Annotated in this window: 19 protein-coding genes and 3 pseudogenes; 9 read left to right on the top strand and 13 right to left on the bottom strand. The window is 60.0% G+C overall.

Annotation, left to right across the window (positions count from 1 at the left end; translation table 11 throughout):
* Positions 1 to 60: 60 nt before the first annotated feature.
* The 5 genes and pseudogenes from aceF to ACF2JD_RS13350 form a co-directional block, all read right to left on the bottom strand.
* Positions 61 to 1,947 carry a pyruvate dehydrogenase complex dihydrolipoyllysine-residue acetyltransferase gene (gene aceF, locus ACF2JD_RS13370; protein ID WP_440987596.1) on the bottom strand — a complete coding sequence of 629 codons (1,887 nt, stop codon included), beginning with the start codon at positions 1,945 to 1,947 and terminating at the stop codon, positions 61 to 63.
* A gap of 165 nt (positions 1,948 to 2,112) precedes the next feature.
* Positions 2,113 to 4,773, bottom strand: a complete 2,661-nt coding sequence (gene aceE / locus ACF2JD_RS13365; RefSeq protein ID WP_163138001.1) for a pyruvate dehydrogenase (acetyl-transferring), homodimeric type — start codon at positions 4,771 to 4,773, stop codon at positions 2,113 to 2,115.
* A gap of 79 nt (positions 4,774 to 4,852) precedes the next feature.
* Positions 4,853 to 5,617 carry a pyruvate dehydrogenase complex transcriptional repressor PdhR gene (gene pdhR / locus ACF2JD_RS13360; protein WP_106885661.1) on the bottom strand — a complete coding sequence of 255 codons (765 nt, stop codon included), beginning with the start codon at positions 5,615 to 5,617 and terminating at the stop codon, positions 4,853 to 4,855.
* Between the two features lie 244 nt (positions 5,618 to 5,861).
* Entirely contained in the window at positions 5,862 to 6,092 is a 231-nt protein-coding gene (locus ACF2JD_RS13355; protein WP_440987697.1) for a hypothetical protein, read from the bottom strand.
* Positions 6,053 to 6,343: pseudogene (locus ACF2JD_RS13350) on the bottom strand (N-acetylmuramoyl-L-alanine amidase); the annotation flags it as partial. The pseudogene ACF2JD_RS13350 and the gene ACF2JD_RS13355, both read right to left, overlap by 40 nt.
* A gap of 244 nt (positions 6,344 to 6,587) precedes the next feature.
* On the opposite strand from ACF2JD_RS13350, the pseudogene ACF2JD_RS13345 reads away from it, so the two are divergent.
* The 9 genes and pseudogenes from ACF2JD_RS13345 (at position 6,588) to yacG (ending at position 14,311) form a co-directional block, all read left to right on the top strand.
* Positions 6,588 to 7,065: pseudogene (locus tag ACF2JD_RS13345) on the top strand (retropepsin-like aspartic protease family protein).
* Between the two features lie 3 nt (positions 7,066 to 7,068).
* A pseudogene (gene nadC, locus ACF2JD_RS13340) lies at positions 7,069 to 7,933 on the top strand (carboxylating nicotinate-nucleotide diphosphorylase).
* A gap of 306 nt (positions 7,934 to 8,239) precedes the next feature.
* Positions 8,240 to 8,572: a prepilin-type N-terminal cleavage/methylation domain-containing protein gene (locus ACF2JD_RS13335; protein WP_440987595.1), complete on the top strand. Its 333-nt coding sequence runs from the start codon at positions 8,240 to 8,242 to the stop codon at positions 8,570 to 8,572.
* Between the two features lie 110 nt (positions 8,573 to 8,682).
* On the top strand, positions 8,683 to 10,389 hold the full coding sequence (gene tapB, locus ACF2JD_RS13330) for a PilB family type IVa pilus assembly ATPase TapB (protein ID WP_440987594.1): 1,707 nt from the start codon (positions 8,683 to 8,685) through the stop codon (positions 10,387 to 10,389).
* 130 nt (positions 10,390 to 10,519) lie between these two features.
* Positions 10,520 to 11,761, top strand: coding sequence for a type II secretion system F family protein (locus ACF2JD_RS13325; protein WP_440987593.1), 1,242 nt, complete (start codon positions 10,520 to 10,522; stop codon positions 11,759 to 11,761).
* A gap of 80 nt (positions 11,762 to 11,841) precedes the next feature.
* On the top strand, positions 11,842 to 12,714 hold the full coding sequence (locus ACF2JD_RS13320) for a prepilin peptidase (RefSeq protein ID WP_440987592.1): 873 nt from the start codon (positions 11,842 to 11,844) through the stop codon (positions 12,712 to 12,714).
* An 18-nt stretch (positions 12,715 to 12,732) separates the two neighbouring features.
* The gene (coaE, locus tag ACF2JD_RS13315; RefSeq protein ID WP_440987591.1) at positions 12,733 to 13,347 is read left to right on the top strand and encodes a dephospho-CoA kinase; all 615 of its coding nucleotides are present in this window, start codon (positions 12,733 to 12,735) and stop codon (positions 13,345 to 13,347) included.
* Between the two features lie 37 nt (positions 13,348 to 13,384).
* Entirely contained in the window at positions 13,385 to 14,107 is a 723-nt protein-coding gene (gene zapD / locus ACF2JD_RS13310; protein ID WP_162520171.1) for a cell division protein ZapD, read from the top strand.
* Between the two features lie 9 nt (positions 14,108 to 14,116).
* Positions 14,117 to 14,311: a DNA gyrase inhibitor YacG gene (yacG, locus tag ACF2JD_RS13305; protein WP_025328449.1), complete on the top strand. Its 195-nt coding sequence runs from the start codon at positions 14,117 to 14,119 to the stop codon at positions 14,309 to 14,311.
* A 74-nt stretch (positions 14,312 to 14,385) separates the two neighbouring features.
* Here yacG and mutT read toward each other — a convergent pair whose 3' ends face one another.
* The 8 genes from mutT to murC all read right to left on the bottom strand — a co-directional run bounded on the left by mutT (position 14,386) and on the right by murC (position 24,530).
* Positions 14,386 to 14,790 (bottom strand): 8-oxo-dGTP diphosphatase MutT, encoded by a 405-nt coding sequence (mutT, locus tag ACF2JD_RS13300; RefSeq protein ID WP_111911126.1) that lies wholly within the window; start codon positions 14,788 to 14,790, stop codon positions 14,386 to 14,388.
* A gap of 155 nt (positions 14,791 to 14,945) precedes the next feature.
* Complete coding sequence (secA, locus tag ACF2JD_RS13295) at positions 14,946 to 17,666, bottom strand: preprotein translocase subunit SecA (RefSeq protein ID WP_111911128.1); 2,721 nt, start codon at positions 17,664 to 17,666, stop codon at positions 14,946 to 14,948.
* Positions 17,667 to 17,723: 57 nt separating this feature from the next.
* Entirely contained in the window at positions 17,724 to 18,629 is a 906-nt protein-coding gene (locus tag ACF2JD_RS13290; RefSeq protein ID WP_440987590.1) for a peptidoglycan DD-metalloendopeptidase family protein, read from the bottom strand.
* Between the two features lie 140 nt (positions 18,630 to 18,769).
* Positions 18,770 to 19,693 (bottom strand): UDP-3-O-acyl-N-acetylglucosamine deacetylase, encoded by a 924-nt coding sequence (lpxC, locus tag ACF2JD_RS13285; protein ID WP_042649033.1) that lies wholly within the window; start codon positions 19,691 to 19,693, stop codon positions 18,770 to 18,772.
* Between the two features lie 101 nt (positions 19,694 to 19,794).
* Complete coding sequence (ftsZ, locus tag ACF2JD_RS13280) at positions 19,795 to 20,946, bottom strand: cell division protein FtsZ (RefSeq protein ID WP_005305686.1); 1,152 nt, start codon at positions 20,944 to 20,946, stop codon at positions 19,795 to 19,797.
* A gap of 39 nt (positions 20,947 to 20,985) precedes the next feature.
* On the bottom strand, positions 20,986 to 22,245 hold the full coding sequence (gene ftsA, locus ACF2JD_RS13275; RefSeq protein WP_025328454.1) for a cell division protein FtsA: 1,260 nt from the start codon (positions 22,243 to 22,245) through the stop codon (positions 20,986 to 20,988).
* Entirely contained in the window at positions 22,226 to 22,978 is a 753-nt protein-coding gene (locus ACF2JD_RS13270) for a cell division protein FtsQ/DivIB (protein ID WP_025328455.1), read from the bottom strand. Before ACF2JD_RS13270 ends, ftsA begins: the two co-directional genes overlap by 20 nt.
* A gap of 97 nt (positions 22,979 to 23,075) precedes the next feature.
* The gene (murC, locus tag ACF2JD_RS13265; RefSeq protein WP_171276948.1) at positions 23,076 to 24,530 is read right to left on the bottom strand and encodes a UDP-N-acetylmuramate--L-alanine ligase; all 1,455 of its coding nucleotides are present in this window, start codon (positions 24,528 to 24,530) and stop codon (positions 23,076 to 23,078) included.
* Between the last annotated feature and the right edge of the window lie 13 nt (positions 24,531 to 24,543).

Below are 24,543 nucleotides of genomic sequence, written 5' to 3'. Positions count from 1 at the left end.
TTTTGTTAATGAAATGAGAAGTGAAAAGGGCGAGCTCTGTGCTCGCCCTCTCATTTACATTTACAGAACCAGTCGACGAATGTCGGACAGCACACCACTCAGGGTGGTGACGAAGCGAGCACCGTCGGCGCCGTCGATGACGCGGTGGTCATAGCTCAGTGCCAGCGGCAGCATCAGACGCGGCACGAACTCCTTGCCGTTCCACTTCGGCTTCATCTCGGACTTGGAAACGCCCAGGATGGCCACTTCCGGCGCGTTGACGATCGGGGTAAAGCTGGTACCGCCGATGCCACCCAGGCTGGAGATGGTGAAGCAACCGCCCTGCATGTCGGCAGCGGTCAGCTTGCCGGCACGGGCCTTCTTGGAGATCTCGGCCAGATCGCGGGACAGCTCATAGATGCCCTTCTTGTTGACGTCGCGAACGACCGGTACGACCAGGCCCCCCGGAGTGTCAACCGCCACACCGATGTGGATGTACTTCTTCATGATCAGCTTGCTGCCGTCTTCGGACAGGGCGCTGCAGAAGCGCGGGTGCGCTTCCAGGGCCTTGGCGGCGGCTTTCAGGATGAACACCAGCGGGGTGATCTTCACATCCAGCTTCTGCTTCTCGGCCAGCATGTTCTGCTCTTTGCGGAAGGCTTCCAGATCCGTGGTATCGGCTTCGTCGAACTGGGTGACATGAGGGATCATGGCCCAGTTGCGGTGCAGGGCAGGACCGGAGATCTTCTGGATCCGGGTCAGTTCCAGCTCTTCGACCGGACCGAACTTGCTGAAGTCTACCTTCGGCCATGGCAGCACGTTCATGCCGTTGCCATTACCGGTACCGGCAGCAGGAGCGGACTCGGCGCGCTTGACCGCATCCTTCACGTAAGCCTGCACGTCTTCTTTGACGATGCGGCCCTTGCGACCGGAGGCCTTCACCTTGGCCAGGTTGACGCCGAACTCGCGAGCCAGACGGCGAACCGCCGGGGAGGCGTGAACATAGGCATCGTTGGCAACGAAGTCGGAGGCAGCGGCAGCTGGGGCAGCGGCCTGAGCAACCGGGGCGGCAGGTGCAGCAGCAACGGGTGCAGCAGCCTGGGCAACCGGGGCGGCGGCAGGGGCAGCACCAGCGACTTCAAACACCATGATCAGGGAACCGGTGGAGACCTTGTCACCGGCCTTCACCTTGATCTCCTTGACCACACCGGCGAACGGTGCAGGGACTTCCATGGAAGCCTTGTCACCTTCCACGGCGATCAGGGACTGGTCGGCTTCGACCTTGTCACCCACGGCGACCATGATCTCGGTCACTTCCACTTCGTCGCCGCCGATGTCAGGTACGTTGACCTCTTTGGCAGCGGCGGCAACCGGGGCAGCAGCCACGGGAGCGGCGGCTTGAGCCGGAGCAGCCACAGCAGCAGGCGCAGCGCCAGCTACTTCGAATACCATCACCAGGGAACCGGTAGAGACCTTGGCGCCGGCGGCGACCTTGATCTCGACCACGCGGCCCGCGAACGGCGCCGGCACTTCCATGGAGGCCTTGTCACCTTCCACGGCGATGATGGACTGGTCGGCTTCAACCATGTCGCCCACGGCAACCATGATTTCGGTCACTTCGACTTCGTCGTCACCTATGTCAGGTACGTGCACGTCTTTGGCAGCGGCAGCAACAGGGGCAGCCGGTGCGGCGGCAACCGGAGCGGCAGCCTGAGCCGGAGCGGCGGCGGCAGCGCCTTCCGCTTCGAAGATCATGATCTGGGAACCGGTGGCAACCTTGTCGCCCACCTTGATCAGGATCTCTTTGACGATACCCGCGGCCGGAGCCGGGACTTCCATGGAGGCCTTGTCACCTTCCACGGCAATCAGGGACTGGTCGAGCTCGACCTTGTCACCCACGGCGACCATGATCTCGGTCACTTCAACTTCATCGGCACCGATATCCGGCACCATAATCTGTTTGGACATTGTGCTTTATCCTCTTACGCGTACGTTTATCGCGTTAACCTTGGCAAGAGCAGGTTCCGGCTCGTTGTTTCCGTCCGGACCCTGTGTGTCCTCTTACCCTTATGTCGCATTAACCTGGGCAAGGCCCTGTCCGGCACGCAAGTCCGGACAGGGCGCTCAATCCTCTTACGCGTACAGCGGGTTAACCTTGTCGGCATCGATGCCGTACTTGGCGATGGCGTCGGCCACAACCTGCTTGTCAATCTCGCCGCGCTTGGCCAGTTCGGTCAGGGCAGCGACAACGACATAGAACTCGTTCACTTCGAAGTGACGACGCAGGTTGGCACGGCTGTCGGAACGGCCATAACCATCGGTACCCAGTACACGGTAGTTCTCGGTCGGCACGAAGGCACGCACCTGCTCGGCGAAGGACTTCATGTAGTCAGTCGCGGCGATAGTGGCTTCGGAACCCAGTACCGAGGTGATGTAGGGCACACGGGCGGCCGCGGTCGGGTGCAGCATGTTCCAGCGATCGGCGTCCTGACCATCACGAGCCAGCTCGTTGAAGGAGGTCACGCTGAACACGTCGGAACCCACGCCGTATTCGCTGGCCAGGATCTGGGCGGCGGTACGGACGTGGCCCAGGATGGAGCCACAACCCAGCAGTTGTACCTTGGCCTTGCTACCGGCCACGGACTCCAGCTTGTAGATACCCTTGCGGATACCTTCCTCGGCGCCTTCCGGCATGGCCGGCATCGCATAATTTTCATTGAGAGTGGTGATGTAGTAGAAGACGTTCTCCGGCTTCTCACCGTACATGCGACGCAGACCGTCCTGCACGATCACAGCTACTTCATAGGCGTAGGACGGATCGTAGGAGATGCAGTTCGGGATGGTGCCGGCCAGGATGTGGCTGTGACCATCTTCGTGCTGCAGACCTTCACCGTTGAGGGTGGTACGACCTGAGGTCGCGCCCAGCAGGAAGCCACGGGCTTGCTGGTCACCGGCTGCCCACGCCATGTCGCCGATCCGCTGGAAGCCGAACATGGAGTAGTAGATGTAGAACGGGATCATCGGGCAATCGTTGGTGCTGTAAGAGGTCGCAGCAGCCAGCCAGGAGGACATGGCGCCCAGCTCGTTGATGCCGTCTTGCAGAACCTGACCCTGCTTGTCTTCCTTGTAATAGGAGACGATGTCGCGGTCTTGCGGGGTGTACTGCTGACCGTGCGGGCTGTAGATGCCGATCTGACGGAACAGACCTTCCATACCGAAGGTACGGGCTTCGTCGGCCAGGATCGGAACTATGCGCTTGCCGATGGACTTGTCTTTCAGCAGCACGTTCAGGGAACGCACGAACGCCATTGTGGTGGAGATCTCGCGCGCCTGCTCACCCAGCAGCGGGCCGAAGGCATCCAGCGCCGGGATTTCCAGCTTGGTGGTGCTCTCGCGCAGACGGGTCGGTACATAGCCCTTCAGCGCGGCACGGCGAGCGTGCAGGTACTTGTGCTCTTCGGTACCTTCTTCGATCTTCAGGTACGGCAACTCTTCCAGCTGCTCGTCGGTGACCGGCAGGCTGAAACGATCGCGCAGGTGACGAACAGAGCCCAGATCCATCTTCTTGACCTGGTGAGCGATGTTCTTGCCTTCGGCCGCTTCGCCCATGCCATAACCCTTGATGGTCTTGGCCAGGATGACGGTCGGCTTGCCCTTGGTCGCTGCGGCCTTGGAGAAGGCGGCGAACAGTTTACGGGGGTCGTGACCACCGCGGTTCAGGGCGAAGATCTCCTCGTCAGTCATGTCTTTGACCAGGGCGGCAGTTTCCGGATAACGGTTGAAGAACTGCTCACGGACGTAAGCGCCGTCACGGGACTTCATGGTCTGATAGTCACCATCCACGGTTTCGTTCATCAACTGGATCAGCTTGCCGGACGTGTCTTTCTTCAGCAGCTCATCCCACTTGCGACCCCAGATGACCTTGGTGACATCCCAGCCGGCGCCTGCGAACAGACCTTCCAGCTCGTTGATGACCTTGCCGTTGCCGACAACAGGACCGTCCAGACGCTGCAGGTTGCAGTTGACCACGAACACCAGGTTGTCGAGCTTTTCACGCACGGCAACGGTCAGGGCGCCCTTGGCTTCCGGCTCGTCCATCTCGCCGTCACCCAGGAAGGCGTACACGGTCTGCTCGGAGCAATCCTTGATACCACGGTCGGTCAGGTACTTCAGGAAGCGAGCCTGATAGATGGCGGCGATGGGGCCCAGACCCATGGAAACGGTCGGGAACTGCCAGAAGTCCGGCATCAGTTTCGGGTGCGGGTAGGAAGGAATGCCCTTGCCATCCACTTCCTGACGGAAGTTGTCCAGCTGCTCTTCGGTCAGACGACCTTCGGCGAATGCACGGGCGTAGATGCCCGGGGAGATGTGACCCTGGAAGTAGACCAGATCGCCACCGTCCTTCTCGCTGCGAGCGCGGAAGAAGTGGTTGTAGCAGACTTCGTAGATGGTCGCGGAAGAGGCGAAGGAAGACATGTGACCACCGAGGTCCAGGTCTTTCTTGGAGGCGCGCAGCACTATCATCATGGCATTCCAGCGGATGATGGCGCGGATGCGACGTTCCATTTCCAGGTCACCCGGGTAAGCCGGTTCGTCGCTGGCAGGAATGGTGTTGATGTAGTCGCGATTCGCCTTCTCAGCCACGTCAACACCGCTAACGCGTGCCTTCTCAGTAAGCTGTTCAAGGATGAACTGAGCGCGTTGCGGACCCTCTTCACGCAGCAGGGATTCCAGAGAGGCAAGCCACTCCAGCGTTTCTATCGGGTCCACATCGTTCTTCAGGATATCAGACATGGCTGGTTCCTATTTTGTTGTGATTGCACGGCATTGCACGGCGAAGGGCGCAAGCATTCGACAATAGAGCCTTGTGGGATTAGTTATCCTGCTGACGGATCCGACGCATGGATCGCTGGATCCGGCTGTCTTCCCTCTGCATATCCAACAAGGTGTCCTCGATAAAGGCCAGGTGCTCATGACAAGCAGCCCTGGCCCGCTCCGGAGCCCCCGACAGGATAGCCTCGATCAGGCTCGCACGATGGCGACGGATCTTGGCTACCACTCCCGGACGGCGATTCAAAATTTCGTTATTTCGTAAAATGTTCTGTTCGAGCATGGGGCCCATGGCCCGCAGCAAGTGCAGCAGCACCACGTTGTGGGACGCCTCAGCCACTGCCAGATAGAACTGGGTGACGGCGGTCGACTCGACCACCAGCGACCCCTGCTGACCCGCCTCTTCGATGGCGGACTGCGCCAGGCGGATCCGCTCGAAGTCGGCCTCAGTCCCCCGCAGCGCGGCATAGTAGGCACAGATGCCTTCCAGCGCGTGACGAAACTCCAGCAGGTCATACTGGGCTTCCGGGTGGGTACTGAGTAGTTCGAACAGGGGATCGGCGATCCCCTTGCTCAAGGCATTCTGCACATAGGTGCCGCCGCCCTGACGGCGATACAAGAGTCCCCTCGCTTCCAGGCGCTGGATGGCTTCGCGCAGGGAAGGCCGCGACACCTGAAACTGGATGGCAAGTTCCCGCTCGGGGGGCAGCTTCTGCCCCGGCTGCAAGCTGCCTTCCAGAATCATGCTTTCCAGCTCGGCGACGATGGCGTCGGCCAGCTTGGGCTGAGTTATCTTGATATAGGGCATGAGGCTACTTTGTTAAATTGGTATTACCAATTCTATGATTGGGGCGAAAATTAGCAGAGGGCTTGGAAAAAGTCCACCCAAAATATGATCTGCATCAAGAATCAACCCCACCACTTAAGGGGTAAAAGGGGAAACATGATTTAGCTCATAGAAATTGGTCTGACCAATATTTTTGATGGCGCTCACAGATAACATTTGAGCAACAGCAGACAAAAATGGCCTGCCAGAAGGCAAGCCATTGATTTTAAAAACACAAACTAATTTTAATATTTACTTTCAAGTTGAGTAACTGGCGGATAGCGCTCCATTGAAAACTGGCACCGGGATCCGTCTTGCGCCCCGGCGCTATGTCGCAATGGCCGACAATTTTTTCGTGGCCGTAATGGCCGGATAATGACCTGATATGGCTCGAGCGAGCCCAGCCAGCGCCTCGTATTGTGCCTCGGTGTAGGGGGTGCTCGTCGGTCCCTTCCAGCTCGATGCCGATGGAGAAGTCGTTGCACGCCTCCCTCCCCTGCCAGCTCGATACCCCGCATGCCAGGCTCGCGCACCAAACGGCACATATTGCACCAGCTCACCATCGCGGCGGATCAGGCAGTGGGCCGAGACCCGCAGCTGATGGATACCGGCAAAATAGGGGTGAGCGTCGGGGTCGAGCCGCCCCAGAAAGAGATCGTCGATAAAGGGGCCACCAAACTCCCCCGGCGGCAGGCTGATGCCGTGCACCACCAGCAGGGAGATATCGTCCGGCGCGGCCCGTTCGTTGTGATGGGGTGAGGCACCCGACGCGCCTGCTGGCACCAGCCAGCGGATCGATGGAAAATAATGGTTGCGAAGCGAGTTGAGTCATTGTCTACTCGATCTGATAAATGGCGATGGCGCATCTGATTTGTGATGGGCAACAAAGCGACACCAACTCAGGCTGAATCAACGGGAAATTGTGGTTAGGCTGAGCCATCTTCCGCTCGATATGGATGGGATATGCAGCACGACGGCACGCCGCTTCTGGTTGCTGGCCTGGCTCTCTTTGATGGGCCTGCTGACCCTCTATTTTCACTCCCGCTCAACCGCGTGACCGCCAGCGGCGAGCTGCTGCTCAAGGCCGATGCCAGCGGCCACTATCGTCTGGAGGGTGCCATCAACGGTCAGCCGGTGCAACTGCTGCTCGATACCGGCGCCACCCGCATCACCATCCCGCAGCAGGTTGCCGAGCGGCTCGGCCTGACCGCCCGCGGCAGCAGCCAGGTCAATACCGCCGCGGGCAGATCCGGGTCGGCAACGGCACCATCGAAACGCTGGCGATGGGGCCATTGACCCTGTACGATTTGTCCGTCTTTATCAATCCGGCTGCCGACGGGGAGGAGATCCTGGTGGGCATGAATGCCCTGGGTCGGCTGGAATTACGTCAGAAAGACAGGCAGTTGCTTCTCAGACCCTTGCAGGAATAAGGCATGTTACAACAGGACATCAGCCGCGCCGTGCGCGCCGCACTACTCGAAGACTTGGGCGATGCCCTCACCGCACTGGATCAACCGGATGCCAGCGCCGATATCACAGCCCAGTTGATCCCGGCCGATCGCATCTCGACGGCGCGCGTCATCACCCGCGAGGCCGGCGTATTCTGCGGTCAGCCCTGGGTCGACGAGGTGTTTGCCCAGCTCGGCGGCGAGGTCAAGGTGGAATGGAAGGTTCAGGATGGCGAGCGCCTCTCCCCCAATCAGGAGCTGTTCCGCCTCCACGGCCCGGCCCGGGCGCTGCTGACCGGCGAGCGTAATGCCCTGAACTTCGTGCAGACCCTATCCGGGGTCGCCACCCTGACCGCCCGTTACGTGGCCGAGCTGGAGGGGACAGAGTGTCGCCTGCTCGACACCCGCAAGACCCTGCCCGGCCTGCGTAGCGCCCAGAAATATGCCGTCACCTGCGGCGGCGGCAAGAATCACCGCATCGGCCTGTTTGATGCCTACCTCATCAAGGAGAACCACATCCTCGCCTGCGGCGGCATAAGCGAAGCCATCACAGAAGCGCGCCGCCTCAACCCGGGCAAACCGGTGGAAGTGGAGGTGGAGTCCCTGGCCGAATTGGAGCAGGCGCTGACCGCCCAGGCTGACATCGTGATGCTGGACAACTTCGATGTGCCCATGATGAAGGAAGCCGTGCGTCTGAATCAGGGGCGCGCCAGGCTGGAGGTCTCCGGCAACGTCACTCTGGATACCTCTGGCTGAATTTGCCGCCACCGGCGTCGATTTTATCTCGGTCGGGGCACTGACCAAGCATGTGCGGGCGCTGGATCTCTCCATGCGCTTTATCCAGCAGTGAGCGATTCACCCCGCAGGCCTGAGCAAATACTATAACCGGATAAACACTTGCAAAAGGCGCCATCGGCGCCTTTTCTTTATGCAGGATCCCTCAGCAAAGGAGTGTGATGATGGGCCCGCCAGTAAAAAAGAGTCATAGAAGCCACTTATTTTATGATTTATATCAATTTTCGGTAAATGACAGAAAGTGGTTAACAAAGGCCCCGCAATCTCTGTTGCCACCCCTGACAGCTCGGATAAGATACTGACGTGCGGACGATTTCCACCGGCACTTCCCAGGAACCAAGGATAAAAGGATATTTGATGAATGAAGAAACAATCAGGGTTTACCCTTATCGAACTGATGATCGTGGTCGCGATCGTGGCCATTCTGGCGGCCATAGCACTGCCGGCTTATCAGAACTACACCAAAAAGCTAAATTTACTGAAGTGTAACAGCGGCTGGTGGAGTAAAAACAGCCTAGAAATTTGCGTACAGACAACAGGTGCAGCCGGGAGTACATTTGATGCCACGGTCAATGGTGTGCTGCCAATTGCTACAGCAGGTACACATTTCAATCTGGCACACTCCAGCAAATGGGTGCAACAGCAACCAGCCACTGTTGCTGTATTACCGCAACCGGTACAGAAGCTGGTTTAAACAAGTGCTTCACCCGTTACATAACCTTCGTTCTCACCGGCACTGTTGAAACTGGCGCAAAAACATGGGCTCGTAATACTGGAACTGCGAAACACTGCCTCTGCTAATCAATGACCTCTAGCCCCAATAGCGGCCTGGCGAACAGCCTGGCCGCCTCTTCTCTCCTCAGCGAGCCGGACTCACAGCGATATCTGAGCCAGGCCAGGGCGCAGCGCAAGCCCTTTGTCACCTTCCTGATCGAGAACGACATACTCGACAGCAAGGCGCTGGCGGATTTTTGCGAGCTGGAATATGGGGTACCTCTACTGGATCTTGCAGCCTTCGATCTCTCCGAGATCCCGCAGAAGTACCTCAATCAGAAGCTTATCGAGAAACATCATGTGCTGCCCATCTACACCCAGGGCCACACTCTCTATATCGCCATGTCGGACCCGACCAATGTGTCGGCCCTGGAGGATTTCGGCTTCAGCTTCGGCCTGCACACGGAAGCCTTGCTGGTCGAGGAGAGCAAGCTCACCGCCGCCCTCGGCAAGCTGATGGACACCGAGCAGGACACCCTCGGCATGGAGGATATCGACGAGGCCGAGATCTCCGAACTCGAGGTCTCTGACGAGAACAGCCGGCTCGACGAAAGCGTCAATACCGCCGATGACGATGCCCCCATCGTCAAGTACATCAACAAGATCCTGATGGATGCCATCAAGCGCGGCGCCTCCGACCTGCACTTCGAGCCCTACGAGTTCAAGTATCGGGTGCGCTTTCGCATCGATGGCATTCTGCATGAAATCGCCACCCCGCCGGTCAACCTCTCCAACCGCTTCTCCGCCCGCCTCAAGGTGATGGCGCGGCTCGATATCGCCGAGCGGCGGCTGCCGCAGGATGGCCGCATCAAGTTGAAGCTGTCGCGCAACAAGTCGATGGATATGCGGGTCAACACCCTGCCCACCATGTGGGGGGAGAAGATCGTTATCCGTCTGCTCGACTCCTCGGCGGCACGCCTCAATATCGATCAGCTCGGCTTCGACGATCGCCAGAAGGCGCAATATCTGCATGCGCTCTCCAAGCCACAGGGCATGATACTGGTCACGGGCCCCACGGGGTCGGGCAAGACGGTGTCGCTCTATACAGGTCTCAACATCCTCAATACCAGCGAGGTCAACATCTCCACCGCCGAGGATCCGGTGGAGATCAACCTGCCCGGCGTCAACCAGGTGCAGATCAATCCCAAGGCGGGGCTCACCTTCGCCAGCGCCCTGCGCTCCTTCCTGCGCCAGGATCCCGACATCGTCATGGTGGGGGAGATCCGGGATCTGGAAACCGCCGAGATTGCCATCAAAGCCGCCCAGACCGGTCACCTTGTGCTGTCGACCCTGCACACCAACTCGGCGGCCGAGACCCTGACCCGGATGATGAACATGGGGGTCCCCGCCTTCAACATCGCCTCCTCGGTGACCCTTATCATGGCCCAGCGTCTCGCCCGCAAGCTGTGCGATCACTGCAAGGCCCCTGAGGTGGTGCCCGACGCAGAACTGCAGGAGCTGGGCTTTACCCAGCAGCAGCTGGCCGCCGGACTGCGACTGTTCAAGCCGGTCGGCTGCAAGGAGTGTTCGGGAGGCTACAGAGGACGGGTCGGCATCTATGAAATCATGCTGATGTCGGACAACATCGCCAAGCTGATCATGCAGGGAGCGAACTCGCTGCAAATCGCAGCCATAGCCCAGAAGGAGGGCATGCGCACCCTGCGCACCTCCGGCCTGGAGAAGGCCCGCCTGGGGGTCAGCAGCCTGGCCGAGATCAACAGGATCACCACGAACTGAATACGCAGTGTTCGAGTCATCAAGCCGGGTGAGGCCCATGCAGTCACCCTTTTGATGTTCTTCAAGCCAAGATGAGCCGGACAGGCAACACCCTCATCCGGCCACCGTCGCCCAATTGCAGGATGCAGTGATGGCAACATTAGCTCAAAAACAGAATGCACCAAAAAAGGTCTTCTCCTTCCGCTGGCACGGCGTCAATCGCAAGGGACAAAAGGTTTCCGGTGAGCTGCAGGCCGACAGCATCACGACCGTCAAGGCGGAGCTGCGCAAGCAGGGCGTCAATGTCACCAGGGTCAGCAAGCAGGGTCAGGGGATGTTTTCCAAGGGCGGCGCCAGGATCAAGCCGATGGACATCGCCGTCATCTCCCGCCAGATCACCACCATGCTCTCCGCCGGTGTGCCGCTGGTGCAGAGCCTGCAGATCATCGCCCGCGGCCACGAGAAGGCGGCGGTACGCGAGCTTATCGGCCAGATCGCCGCCGATGTGGAGACAGGTACTCCCCTGTCGGATGCGCTGCGCCGCCATCCCCGCCACTTTGATGCCCTCTACTGTGATCTGGTGGAGGCGGGGGAGCAGTCAGGCGCGCTGGAAACCATCTACGACCGGATCGCCATCTATCGCGAGAAGAGCGAGGCGCTCAAATCCAAGATCAAGAAGGCCATGTTCTATCCCGCCATGGTCATCCTGGTCGCCATCATAGTGACCTCCATACTGTTGCTGTTCGTCATCCCCCAGTTCGAAGAGATCTTCAAGAGCTTCGGGGCCGAGCTGCCTGTCTTCACCCGATTCATCATTGCCATCTCCCGTTTCATGCAGGATTGGTGGTACGCCATCTTCGGCGGCATAGCCCTGACAGTGTTCCTCTATGTGCGCGCCTGGCGCAGCTCCCAGAAGGTACGTGACAACACCGACAAGTTCATCCTCTCCATTCCGGTCGTTGGCAACATACTGCACAAGGCGGCCATGGCCCGTTTCGCCCGCACCCTCTCCACCACCTTCTCCGCCGGTATTCCCCTGGTGGATGCCCTGGTCTCCGCTGCCGGGGCCTCGGGCAACTATGTCTATCGCACGGCTACCCTGGCCATTCGCAACGAAGTCGTGGCTGGCATGCAGATCAACGTCGCCATGCGCACCGTGGATCTGTTCCCCGACATGGTGATCCAGATGGTGATGATAGGTGAAGAGTCCGGCGCCATCGACGACATGCTCTCCAAGGTCGCCGCCATCTTCGAGCAGGAGGTGGACGACATGGTCGATGGTCTCACCAGCCTGCTCGAGCCCATCATAATGGTGGTGCTGGGGGTGCTGGTCGGCGGCATGGTCGTCGCCATGTACCTCCCCATCTTCAAGCTGGGCTCTGTGATACACTGAGCCCCTTCGGCAGAGCGACCAGCAAGCATGGCTCGTTCTGGTCCTCTGCCATCCTGATTCTCAACGCAAGCGGTTGATTTATGGTGCCTCTGATCGAACTGGCCCAGGGCCTGCCCTGGCTCTATCTCTCCCTAGTTTTTCTCTTTTCCCTGATGGTTGGCAGCTTCCTCAACGTGGTGATCCATCGCCTGCCCATCATGCTGGAGCGGGAGTGGCAGGCCGAATACAGTGACTACTTCGGCAGCGAAGTGGCCACCTCCCCCGCCGAACCCTACAACCTGATGGTGCCGCGCTCCCGCTGCCCGCACTGCGATCACCCCATAGGCGCGCTGGAGAACATACCCTTGCTAAGCTGGCTCTGGCTCAAGGGGCGCTGCCGGCAATGCAAGGCGCCTATCTCGGCCCGCTATCCCCTGGTCGAGCTGCTGACAGCCCTGTTGTCGGTCGCCGTCGCCGCGACCCTGGCTCCGGGATGGGGCGCCCTGGCCGCGCTCCTGCTGACCTGGGTACTGGTGGCCCTCACCTTCATCGATCTGGACAAGATGTTGCTGCCGGACCAACTCACACTGCCGCTGCTGTGGGGCGGTCTGCTGTTCAATCTGGCGGGGGGCTTAGTGCCGCTGGCCGATGCGGTGATCGGTGCCATGGCCGGCTATCTGGTGCTCTGGAGCCTCTACTGGGCGTTCAAGCTGCTGACCGGCAAGGAGGGGATGGGCTATGGCGACTTCAAGCTGCTGGCGGCGCTCGGTGCCTGGCTGGGCTGGCAGGCGCTGCCCATAGTGCTGCTGCTCTCGTCACTGGTCGGCGCCATCATCGGCATAGGGCTCATACTGCTGCGCAACCATCATCAGGGCAAACCCATCCCCTTTGGCCCCTATCTCGCCATCGCGGGCTGGATAGCGCTGCTGTGGGGGGATAACATCACCCGCTGGTATCTGGACATCGTTCTCTAGCAAGGGGATCACAAATCTATGTATGTGGTAGCCATCACCGGCGGTATAGGCAGCGGCAAGACGACCGTCGCCAACCAGTTTGCGGCCCTGGGGATAGATGTGGTCGATGCCGACCTGATTGCCCGCGAAGTGGTGGAGCCCGGCACCCCAGCACTGACCGCCATCGCCAGCCATTTTGGTCCCGGCATCCTGGATGAACAGGAGCGACTGGACAGGCGGGCCCTGCGCGAGCGGATCTTCAGCGATCCGGCGGCCAAGTCCTGGCTCAATGCCCTGCTCCACCCGATCATCCGCAGCGAAATGCTGCGTCAATGCGCAGCAGCCAGCTCCCCCTACTGCCTGCTGGTGGTGCCCTTGCTGGTGGAAAACCGGCTCACCGAGCTGGCCGATAGAGTGCTGGTCATCGACGTGGATGAGGCGACCCAGATCGAGCGAACCTGTCGCCGGGACGGGGTCAGCCTAGAGCAGGCCCAGGCCATACTGGCATCCCAGGCGAGCCGCAGCGAGCGTCTGGCGATGGCCGATGACGTGCTGGACAACCAGAGTGGCACGACTGAGACCATACGGGAGCGAATTTTAGCGCTGCACGAGACATATCTGGCATTTGCCTCTCAACAAGCCCCCCAAGTGTGAGTACACTAGGCCGGTTTATGGCTGGCCAGGATTAGGCATGATTTACGATTTTCCCCTCAACGAAAAAAGCCGGACCTATCTTCGTCTGGAGTCCCTGTTTTCCCAGATCCGCGACAATCTGGAGAGTGACCAGTCCTGGGCACACATCGCCTTCTTCAAGGGGTTGTTCGATTTGCAGGAGTTGCTGGAGCGCGGTGATCTGCGCGCCGATCTGATCAAGGATCTGGAGCGTCTCGGCCAGCGTCTGAGCCATTGGGCCAGCCTGCCGGACGTTGACCTCGAGCAGATCCAGCGGATGCAGCAGGAGAGCACCCAGCTTTCCCGCAGCCTGCTCAACTCCCCTCGCCCGGGCGCCCGCCTGAAAGAGGATCGTCTGCTCGGCTCCATCCGCCAGCGCTTCTCCATTCCAGGTGGCCTGTGCGCCTTCGACGTGCCACAACTGCACCACTGGCTGGTGACACCGGCCGTGGCTCGCCATCAACAGATGCAGCAATGGCTCAGCGACATCAACCTGCTGATGAACGCCATCTCCCTGCTGCTGCGGCTGTGGCGTGAATCGGGCCACTTCAGCGATCAGGTTGCTACCAACGGCTTCTTCCAGGATACCGCCGAGGGGGCCGAGTTGATCCGCATCCGTCTGATCGGCTCCCAGTCCTGCTACCCGACCCTGAGCGGCCACAAGAACCGCTTCGCCCTGCGTTTTCTGCCCACCGCAGAACAACCGATTGGCGATGTGCCTTTCCAGCTCGCCTGCTGCTAAGGAGCGCCCATGGTAACCAAGGTAAAATGTCCGACCTGCCAGACTGAACTGGAGTGGGGTCCCCAGAGCCCGTTTCGTCCCTTCTGCAGCAAGCGCTGCCAGCTGATCGATCTCGGCGAGTGGGCCGATGAAGAGAAGCGGATCCCGGGGGAGATCAATCCGGATCTGCTGCCGGATCCGGAAGAGGGCGACCAGTGGCTATAAGCCCTGGCGGTTTCGCCTCTGCAAAATGAAAAAAGGGCCGATTGGCCCTTGTTTCATTTTCTCTTGCGACCGGCTCACGCCAGCGCGGCCTGCAGCCGCGCCACTATGGGGCCATTGGCATCGGGGAACTGGTAGTTGTGCAGCTCTGCCAGCGGCACCCAGCGGCACTCCTGCCCTTCCTTGCCAAAGGGCTCGCCCAGGAAGCGGGTCACCTTCCAGATATCCAGCAGCACCTGCTTGTCCGGATAGTCGTGGTGCAGCTCCATGAAGGGGGCGCAATCCTGCACCCGGATGCCTATCTCCTCCCACAGCTCCCGATCCAGCGCGGTGAGCAGGTCTTCCCCCGACTCCACCTTGCCCCCGGGAAACTCCCAGCGATCACCCTGATGGCGATCGGAGGAGCGCTTGGCGATGAAGATATCGCCCCGTTCATTCTCGATGACGCCGACCGCCACCCAGATCCGCTTTTTCTGTTCCATCTTGTTACCTTTGCACTCAATGCCTGATCGGGTTGCTCTATGACCCCAACACCCGGCTGGGTGAGCTGCCGATGATGCCTAACATCCGATTTCACGTCGCCATCTGACAAAAACAAGGCGGGCACCGGGCCCGCCTTGTCATGGCATCACGTCAATCAGGTCAACTGACCGTGACAATGCTTGTACTTCTTGCCGGATCCGCAAGGGCAGGGATCGTTACGACCGACCTTCTGCTCGTCGCGCACGAAGGTCACCGGTGCCGCGTCGGCCTGGGTCTCTTCGTCGGCCAGCTGATTCTCGGCGGCGGCATGGGTATAGGTGCGGGGAGCCGCTTCCGCCTGCTGGCGCTGCTGCTCTTCCATCGCCTCCACGTCGCGCTCCTGTACCTGAACCCGGCTCAGGATGCTGACCACGTCGCGCTTGAGGGTTTCCAGCATCTGGGTGAACAGATCGAAGGACTCGCGCTTGTACTCCTGCTTGGGGTTCTTCTGGGCGTAGCCGCGCAGATGAATGCCCTGGCGCAGGTGATCCATGGCCGCCAGATGTTCCTTCCAGAGGCCATCCAGGGTCTGCAGCATCACCGCCTTCTCGAAGTTGCGCAGCACATCGACGCCGACCAGTTCCTGCTTGTGGGCATAGAGCTTGGTGGCCTCTTCCAGGATGCGTTCGCGCAGCTTCTCTTCATACAGCTTGTCATCTTCCGCTAGCCACTGCTGCAGCGGCAGATCCAGCGCGAAATCGGACTTCAGGCGCGCTTCCAGACCCGGCACGTCCCACATCTCTTCCAGGGACTGGGGCGGAATGTACTCGTCGATCACGCTGCCATAGACGTCATCGCGGATGACGTGGATGGTATCGGAGATGTCGTTGGTGTCCAGCAGCTCGTTGCGCTGCTCATAGACCACCTTGCGCTGGTCGTTCGCCACGTCATCGAATTCGAGCAGGTTTTTACGGATGTCGAAGTTGCGACCTTCCACCTTGCGCTGAGCATTCTCGATGGCCTTGGTCACCCAGGGATGCTCGATGGCCTCGCCCTCTTCCATGCCCAGCTTCTTCATCATGCCAGTTACGCGATCGGAGGCGAAGATCCGCATCAGGGTATCTTCCATGGAGAGATAGAAGCGGGAGGAGCCCGGGTCACCCTGACGACCGGAACGGCCGCGCAGCTGGTTGTCGATACGGCGGGATTCGTGGCGCTCGGTACCGATAATGTGCAGGCCGCCAGAGGCCAGCACGGCGTCGTGACGCACCTGCCAGGCCGCTTTCAGCTCGGCAATCTGCTCGCTGGTCGGGTTCTCCAGCGCGGCGATCTCGGCCTGCCAGTTGCCCCCCAGCACTATGTCGGTACCACGACCGGCCATGTTGGTGGCTATGGTGACGGCGCCGGTCTGACCGGCTTGGGCAACGATTTCCGCTTCCATGGCGTGGAACTTGGCGTTCAGCACCTTGTGCGGGATGTTCTCCTTGGTCAGGATGCCGGACAGCAGTTCGGAGTTCTCGATGGAGACGGTACCGACCAGCACCGGCTGACCACGCTCGACACAACCACGGATGTCTTCGACGATGGCGGCGTATTTTTCTTGGGCGGTCAGGTAGACCAGATCGCCCATGTCCTTGCGCACCATCGGCTTGTTGGTCGGAATGACCACGGTATCCAGACCATAAATCTGCTGGAATTCAAAGGCTTCGGTATCCGCAGTCCCTGTCATCCCCGCCAGCTTGTCATAGAGACGGAAGTAGTTCTGGAAGGTGATGGAGGCCAGGGTCTGGTTCTCGTTCTGGATCTTGACCCCTTCCTTCGCCTCGACCGCCTGGTGCAGGCCGTCGGACCAGCGACGACCCGGCATGGTACGGCCGGTGTGCTCATCGACGATGACGATCTCGTCCTTCTGGACTATGTAGTCGACGTTGCGTTCAAACAGGGTATGGGCACGCAGGCCGGCGTTGACGTGGTGCAGCAGGCTGATGTTGGTGGCGGAGAACAGGGAGTCCTCTTCCGCCAGCAGCCCCTCTTTCTTGAGCAGCTCTTCCACGAAGATCTGGCCGTTTTCGGTCAGCAGCGCCTGGCGGTTCTTCTCGTCCACAGTGTAGTGGCCGTCGCCGGTATACTCTTCCGAGTCTTCCTTGTCCTGCTTGACCAACAGCGGGATCAGCTTGTTGATCTGGGTATACATGGCGGAGCTGTCTTCCGCCGGACCCGAGATGATCAGCGGGGTACGGGCTTCATCGATGAGCACCGAATCCACCTCATCCACCAGCGCGTAGTTGAGCGGACGCTGCACGCGCTGCTCCGGCGAGAACGCCATGTTGTCGCGCAGGTAGTCGAAACCGAATTCGTTGTTGGTACCGTAAGTGATGTCGGCGGCGTAGGCGTCGCGCTTCTGGGACGCATCCATGCCGGGCACGTTGCAGTCGACCGTCATGCCGAGGAAGGTGAACAGCGGGCGGTTCGCCTCCGCATCACGCTTGGCCAGATAGTCGTTCACCGTCACCACGTGCACACCGCGACCGGTCAACGCGTTCAGATAGGCCGGCAGAGTAGCAGTCAGCGTCTTGCCTTCACCCGTCTTCATCTCGGCGATGCGGTTGGAGTTCAGCACCATGCCGCCGATCAGCTGTACGTCGAAGTGACGCATGCCGAACACACGGCGGGACGCCTCGCGCACTGTGGCGAACGCTTCCGGCAACAGCTGCTCCAGGGTCTCACCCTGCTCCAGGCGCTGACGGTACTCGGCGGTCTTCGCCTGCAGCTCGCCATCGGACAAGGCCTCGAACTGAGGCTCCATCGCATTGATCTGTTTAACAATTTTTCGCAAAGCCTTGAGCGTTCTGTCGTTCCGGCTGCCGATAATCTTGGTGAGCAGTGTGCTAATCATGTGTACCAACTGTTTTGGTTATATAAGCGTTCCGTCACTGGAACCTGAAGAAAAAACCTAACCCCGTCTGGCATTCAGAAAGCGCGCGGGGTTGACCTGACGACCATCTTTCAACACTTCGTAATGCAGATGGACCCCGGTCGCACGACCGGTACGCCCCATCAAGGCAATCTTCTGGCCCTCATCGACCAGGGTGCCCACATCCACCAACAACTTGGAGTTGTGGGCATAACGGGTCACCAGACCATTGCCATGGTCTATCTCCACCATGTTGCCAAATTGCGGGTGGCGGCCTGCCCAGCTGATGATCCCCTTGCCGGTCGCCAGGATGGGAGTGCCGGGCTTGCCACGAAAATCCACCCCCTTGTGCATCTTGGCGCGACCGTTGAACGGGTCAACCCGTCCACCGAACCCGGAGGAGATCCAGACTCGCTCCTGCTTCACCGGTGAACCCGAGATGAAACCGGCATCGGTGATATGGTGATTCATGATGAAAGATTCAAGTACCGACAGCTGTTCTTCACGGCTGCTGAGCTGCTGGCTGAGGTGTTTCATGGAGGCTTGCAGCTCGCCCAGGTTCACTTCCAGCTCTTCGTCATAGGAAGGGCCACCCATGGGGGGCAGCTCCTTAAAATTGAACTCGTCGGGATCGAGGTCTGCCTTCTCGGTCAGACGCTCGCCGAGCGCGTTGAGGCGACCGAGCTGCCCCTGCATGGTGCCCACCTGGGCGGCCAGCATGGCAAGCTGTTCACGGGCTTCATCGGCCCCTTGCGTGGATTTTTGCTGTTCGGCCATGGCCAGCGCGACTTCCAGCGCCTCCATTTTCTGGTGCCAGCTCTGCCAGAGCCAACCACTACTCAGTGCCAATACAGTGAAGAGGATACCGCCGACCCAGGCCAGACGTTGTTTGGGTAAATGCAACTTGCGGCGCTGCTTACCGTTGAGGATCAGGGTAATGCTCATAGAAATCTGTCTTCTCGGTCAGGTGAGGCCAGGAGCCAGCACGGGCAATAAAACCGGGAGATAATCGGTATTAAAGGATGGAATAAACAAATGACAGGACGTCGGTGCGGAGAGATGACCGACGTCCTGTTGCACAGCTATCAGGCCAGAACCAGACCGTTATCGTAGTAAGCGATGGGCGCTTTGTCGCCCTCCGCCTCGAAGGTCACCAGTTCCCAGGCCTCCTGCTTAGCCAGCAAGGCACGCAGCAGTTTGTTGTTCAGGGCATGGCCCGTCTTGTAGGCACGGAATTCGCCGATGATGCTGCGGTTGCACATATAAAGGTCACCGATAGCATCCAGCATCTTGTGCTTGACGAACTCGTCCTCGTAACGCAGACCATCTTCGTTCAGCACCCGGTAGTCATCCAGTACCACGGCGTTTTCCAGGCTTCCGCCCAGGGCCAGGTTCTGGGAACGCAGGTACTCGATGTCACGCATGAAGCCGAAGGTACGGGCACGGCTGATCTCTTTCACGAAAGAGGCACCGGAGAAGTCCAGCACGCAACGCTGGTTGCGGCCTTCAAATACCGGATGCTGGAAATCGATCTCGAGATCCATTTTGAAGCCGTTGCGATAGGGGTGGAATTCCGCCCACTTGTCGCCGTCTTCAACCCGCACGCTCTGCTTGATCCGCACGAACTGCTTGGGCGCATTCTGCTCACGTATACCCACTTCTTGCAGCAGGTAGATGAACGGGTGCGCACTGCCATCCATCACCGGGATCTCGGGGGCATCAACCTCGACATAGAGGTTGTCGATCCCCATCCCGGCCAGGGCGGCAGAGAGGTGTTCGATGGTTGACACGCGGACACCGGCTTCGTTTACCAGAGCGGTACAAAGCACGGTATCACGCACCTGATCGGCGTTGGCTGGCAGCGCGACCACAGGATTCAGATCGGTACGCAAGTAAACGATCCCTGTGTTCACAGGCGCCGGACGGAACGTCATTGTGACTTTCCGGCCCGAATGCAGGCCCACACCGGTGGCCTGGACACTCGTTTTCAAGGTTCTTTGTCTAATCATGGGCGTATCCGCTTAACAGCTCAAATTCCTGACCAGATGGTCGTTGCCGGGCCATCTTAGCACAATCCTTAAGCAACAAACAAACCAGGTCCATGCGAGACTTAGTCAGCTTGCTTGCGCAGGAACGCAGGAATATCGAGATAATCCGGTTCGCGACGAGCTTGCGGCTCGGCGTTCACCACCTTGGCCGGGGCCTCTTCCATCACGCGAGACTGCAGGGCTTCGCTGATCAGGGGCTGACGGGCCGGACGCTCTTGTACCATGTTGTTCTTGACCAGGGTGATGTCGGGCTTGCGCTCGGCACCGATACCTGTGGCCACCACGGTCACCCGCAGTTCGTCGTGCATTTCCGGGTCGATTACGGTACCCACCACTACGGTGGCGTTCTCGGATGCGAAGGCCTTGACCGCGTTACCCACGGTTTCGAACTCTTCGATGGTCATGTCCATGCCGGCGGTGATGTTGACCAGGATGCCACGGGCACCGGCCAGATCCACGTCTTCCAGCAGCGGGCTGGAGATGGCCTTCTCGGCCGCTTCTTCGGCACGGTCATCACCGGAGGCGGAGCCGGTACCCATCATGGCGGTACCCATTTCACGCATCACTGTACGCACATCCGCGAAGTCGACGTTGATCAGGCCCGGACGGGTGATCAGCTCGGCAATGCCCTGTACCGCACCCAGCAGTACATCGTTGGCCGCCTTGAAGGCGTCCAGCAGGGAGATGCCACGACCCAGCACCTTCAGCAACTTGTCGTTGGGGATGGTGATCAGGGAGTCGACGTTCTTGGACAGCTCCTCGATACCGTGCGCGGCGAAGCCCATCCGCTTCTTCCCTTCGAAGGAGAACGGCTTGGTCACGACGGCAACGGTCAGGATACCCATCTCGCGGGCCACTTCGGCCACGATAGGTGCGGCACCCGTACCTGTACCACCGCCCATGCCGGCGGCGATGAACACCATGTCTGAACCGGTCAGCAGCTCACGCAGCGCTTCCCTGTCTTCCATGGCGGCATCACGGCCCACTTCCGGATTGGCTCCGGCTCCCAGACCCTTGGTGATACCACCGCCGATCTGCAGAGTCGTGTTGGCACTGGAGTTGCGCAGTGCCTGGGCGTCGGTGTTGACGGTAATGAACTCAACACCCTCGATGTTTTGACGAACCATGTGCTCGACTGCGTTGCCGCCGCCGCCACCCACACCTATCACCTTGATGACGGCTTCGTCAGTGTGGCTATCCATAAATTCAAACATGTTGTCTCTCCGCTTTATTTGCTGACTGACGCAAAATCTTTAGAACTCGCCACGCAACCAGTTGCTGACCCGTTTGACCAGCCCACCTACGCTTGCCTTGGCGGCATATTCCTTGCTACTGCCGGTGGATTGATTGGTACGGCCGTACTGCAGCAGCCCGACCGCGGTCGAGTACACAGGTGCCTGCACGTAATCGCTCAATCCCCGAATGTTCATGGGTTCGCCCACCCGGACCTGGCTCTGGAAGATCTGCTCTGCACACTCCACAATGCCTTCGATCTGGGCCGCGCCACCGGTCAATACCACACCGGCCGCCAGCTGATGCTTGACCCCCTGTGCCTTCAATTCGCTCTGCACCCGTACCAGCTCGTCATTCACCATGGAGAGCAATTCCGTGTAACGGGGTTCAATCACTTCAGCCAGTGTCTGCCGTTGCAGGCTACGCGCCGGGCGACCGCCGACACTGGGGACTTCAATATTGTCTTCTTTGCTGACCAGGCGGCCGAGGGCGCAACCGTAGCGCACCTTGATCGCTTCGGCGTCCAGCGGCGGTGTGCCGAAGGCGTAGGCGATGTCGCTGGTCACAGTGCTGCCGGCGTACGGGATCACCTTGGTGTGGCGCAGGGCACCGCCGGTAAACAGCGACATGTCCATGGTACCGCCACCTATGTCCACCACGCAGACACCCAGCTCCTTCTCGTCTTCGGTCAGCACGGCATAGCTGGAAGCCAGGGCCGAAAAGATCAGCTGGTCCACTCGCAGACCCACCTTCTCCACACATTTCTCGATGTTGCGAGCCATGTCGTTGTGGCAGGTGATCAGGTGCACCTTGGCCGCCATCCGCACGCCGGAGAGACCGACCGGATTCTTGATCCCTTCCTGATAGTCGATGGCGAACTCCTGGGGCAGCACGTGCAGCACCCGCAGTTCGTCCGACAGTCGCACCGACTTGGCGGTGTGGATGACGTTGTCCACGTCCTCCTGGGTCACCTCTTCATCGGAGATGGGCACCATGCCGGTTTCGTTGCGGCAATCGATGTGCTTGCCGGACAGCCCCAGATAGACGGAGCTTATCTGGCAGTCGGCCATCATCTCGGCCTCTTCCACCGCGCGGCGCAGGGACTTGACCACGGAGTCGAGATCGTTGACCCCGCCTTTCTCCATCCCGCGAGAAGCGTGGCTACCCATGCCGATGACATTGAGCTCGCCATCGGGCAATACTTCGCCAACCAGTACCGCCACCTTGGTCGTGCCGATATCCAGTCCGACAATCAAATTTCTATCTGCGGTGTTGGTCATTCACTTTCTCTTCGCTTTTCTTCCAGCCAACTGCCATTCCGGTGTCGTATCGAAGATCCACGTAAGCAACCCGCTCACGGGGTTCGATGACCGGAAAGGCATCGATAAACCGCTGCAGGCGAAGCGCTATATCCGAGCGCCCCACGAACAGCTGAATGTTGCCATCCAGGGTCAGTTCCCAGGCATGGCGGGGGGTCAGATTCACCCCCAACAACTTGTATCCCTTGGCCGCCAGCAGCGTCTCGTACTGATGGCTGGCTTCCAGCACCTTGGCGGCCTGATCATCGGGCCCGGACAACTGCATCAGGGGTTTCTTCACCCTGTCCGGTGCACTGAACACCTCACCCTTGGTATTGACGAAGCGGTTGCCGTTCCAGCGTGCCGCCACCGCCTGTTCGGTGAGGTAGACCTTGATCTTGTTCGGCCACTTCTTGCGTACCGATACCTGGGCCACCCAGGGCAGGGCGTTCAACCGCCCCTGCAACTCGTTCACGTCCAACTCGAAGAAGTTGCGCAGCTCGGCGCCATCCAGCACGGCGGCGCGCAACTCATCGGCTTTCAAATATTCGTGTTGCCCCTGCAGCAACAGCTCGCTCATGGGCAACCGACTGGCATCTGTCAGCCAGTCTTTAACATCCAGCGCAGTCTGGTAGAGCCCCCACATGACCAGGATGAAAAATGCCACCCCGGCGATGAAGCCCCCCTTGGTGCGCCCTTGTGCCCTTGCCTCCACCCGATCTATCCCCGTATAACGCGCCATGCCGGCCACTTGCAGACCGGTTCGCCATTATATAGGCCTCGGCTTGGCGGTCAAAATACTCATTGGGCCCTCAGGCACCGGATTTCATGCTATCCACGCTCAATTTCATCTCACCGAGACGGCGGGCCAGTGCCCCGACGTTACCGGCGCCCTGAGTCAGCACCAGATCCCCCTCGCCGATCAGGTCGGCCAGCACGGCCGGCACATCGTCAGGGGTTGCGACAAAGATGGGTTCCAGGGTACCGCGAGAGCGGATGGAGCGGCACAGGGCACGGCCATCGGCCCCCGGGATCGGCTCTTCACCGGCGGCATAGACCTCCAGCATCACAAGCACATCCACCTTGGAGAGCACGTCGGCGAAATCTTCATAGAGATCCCGGGTCCGGCTGTAACGGTGCGGCTGGAACACCATGACCAGTCGCTTCTCGGGCCAGCCGGCGCGGGCGGCATTGATGGTCACCTTGACTTCGCTCGGGTGGTGGCCGTAGTCGTCCACCAGCATGGCCTTGCCACGACCGGTCTCGAACTCGCCATATTGCTGGAAGCGGCGGCCAACACCTTCAAACTTGGCGAGCGCCTGGATGATGGCCTCGTCGCCAATGCCGTCTTCGGTCGCGACCGCGATGGCGGCGGCAGCGTTGAGGGCGTTGTGGATGCCAGGCAGATTCAGGGTGACGGTCAGCTCACCGGCATCCTTGCGGCGCACCCGGAAGCGGCTGCGGTTGCTGGTCTGCACGAAGTCCAGCACCTGCACATCGGCATCCTCGGCAAGGCCGTAGGTCAGGGTCGGACGGGCGATCTCCGGCAGCATGCCACGGATCACGGGATCATCCACGCACACCACGGCCAGGCCGTAGAACGGCAGGTTGTGCAGGAAGTCGATGAAGGTGGCCTTCAGCTTGGAGAAGTCGCCGCCATAGGTGTCCATGTGATCCGCTTCGATGTTGGTCACGATGGAGACCATGGGTTGCAGATGCAGGAAGGAGGCGTCGCTCTCGTCCGCCTCGGCGATCAGGTAGCGGCTGCTGCCCAGGCGGGCGTTGGTGCCGGCGCTGTTGAGCAGACCGCCGATGACGAAGGTCGGGTCACGGTCGGCTTCGGCATAGATGCTCGCCACCAGGCTGGTGGTGGTGGTCTTGCCGTGGGTGCCGGCGACGGCGACCCCGTGGCGGAAGCGCATCAGCTCGGCCAGCATCTCGGCACGACGCACCACGGGAATACGCAGCTCACGGGCAGCCAGCAACTCGGGGTTGTCCTGCTTGATGGCGGTGGAGACCACCACCACGCTCGCCTCGTTCACGTGCTCGGCACTGTGCCCCACGAAGATATGGGCCCCCAGGGACGCGAGCCGCTCTGTCACCGCATTGCGGGACAGATCGGAGCCGGAAATCTGGTAGCCCTCGTTGGCAAGCACCTCGGCGATCCCGCCCATACCGGCACCACCTATGCCGATGAAGTGGATGCGACGCACGCGGCGCATTTCGGGGATCACGGTACGCAGTTTTGCCAGTTCAACCTTGGTCATAGCTCTCTCTTCA

Origin of the sequence: Aeromonas ichthyocola, assembly GCF_046087985.1 — a bacterium.
Lineage (GTDB): Bacteria > Pseudomonadota > Gammaproteobacteria > Enterobacterales > Aeromonadaceae > Aeromonas > Aeromonas rivipollensis.
The sequence above is the reverse complement of the archived record's forward strand: the minus strand, read 5'-3'. Positions and strand labels throughout refer to the sequence as shown.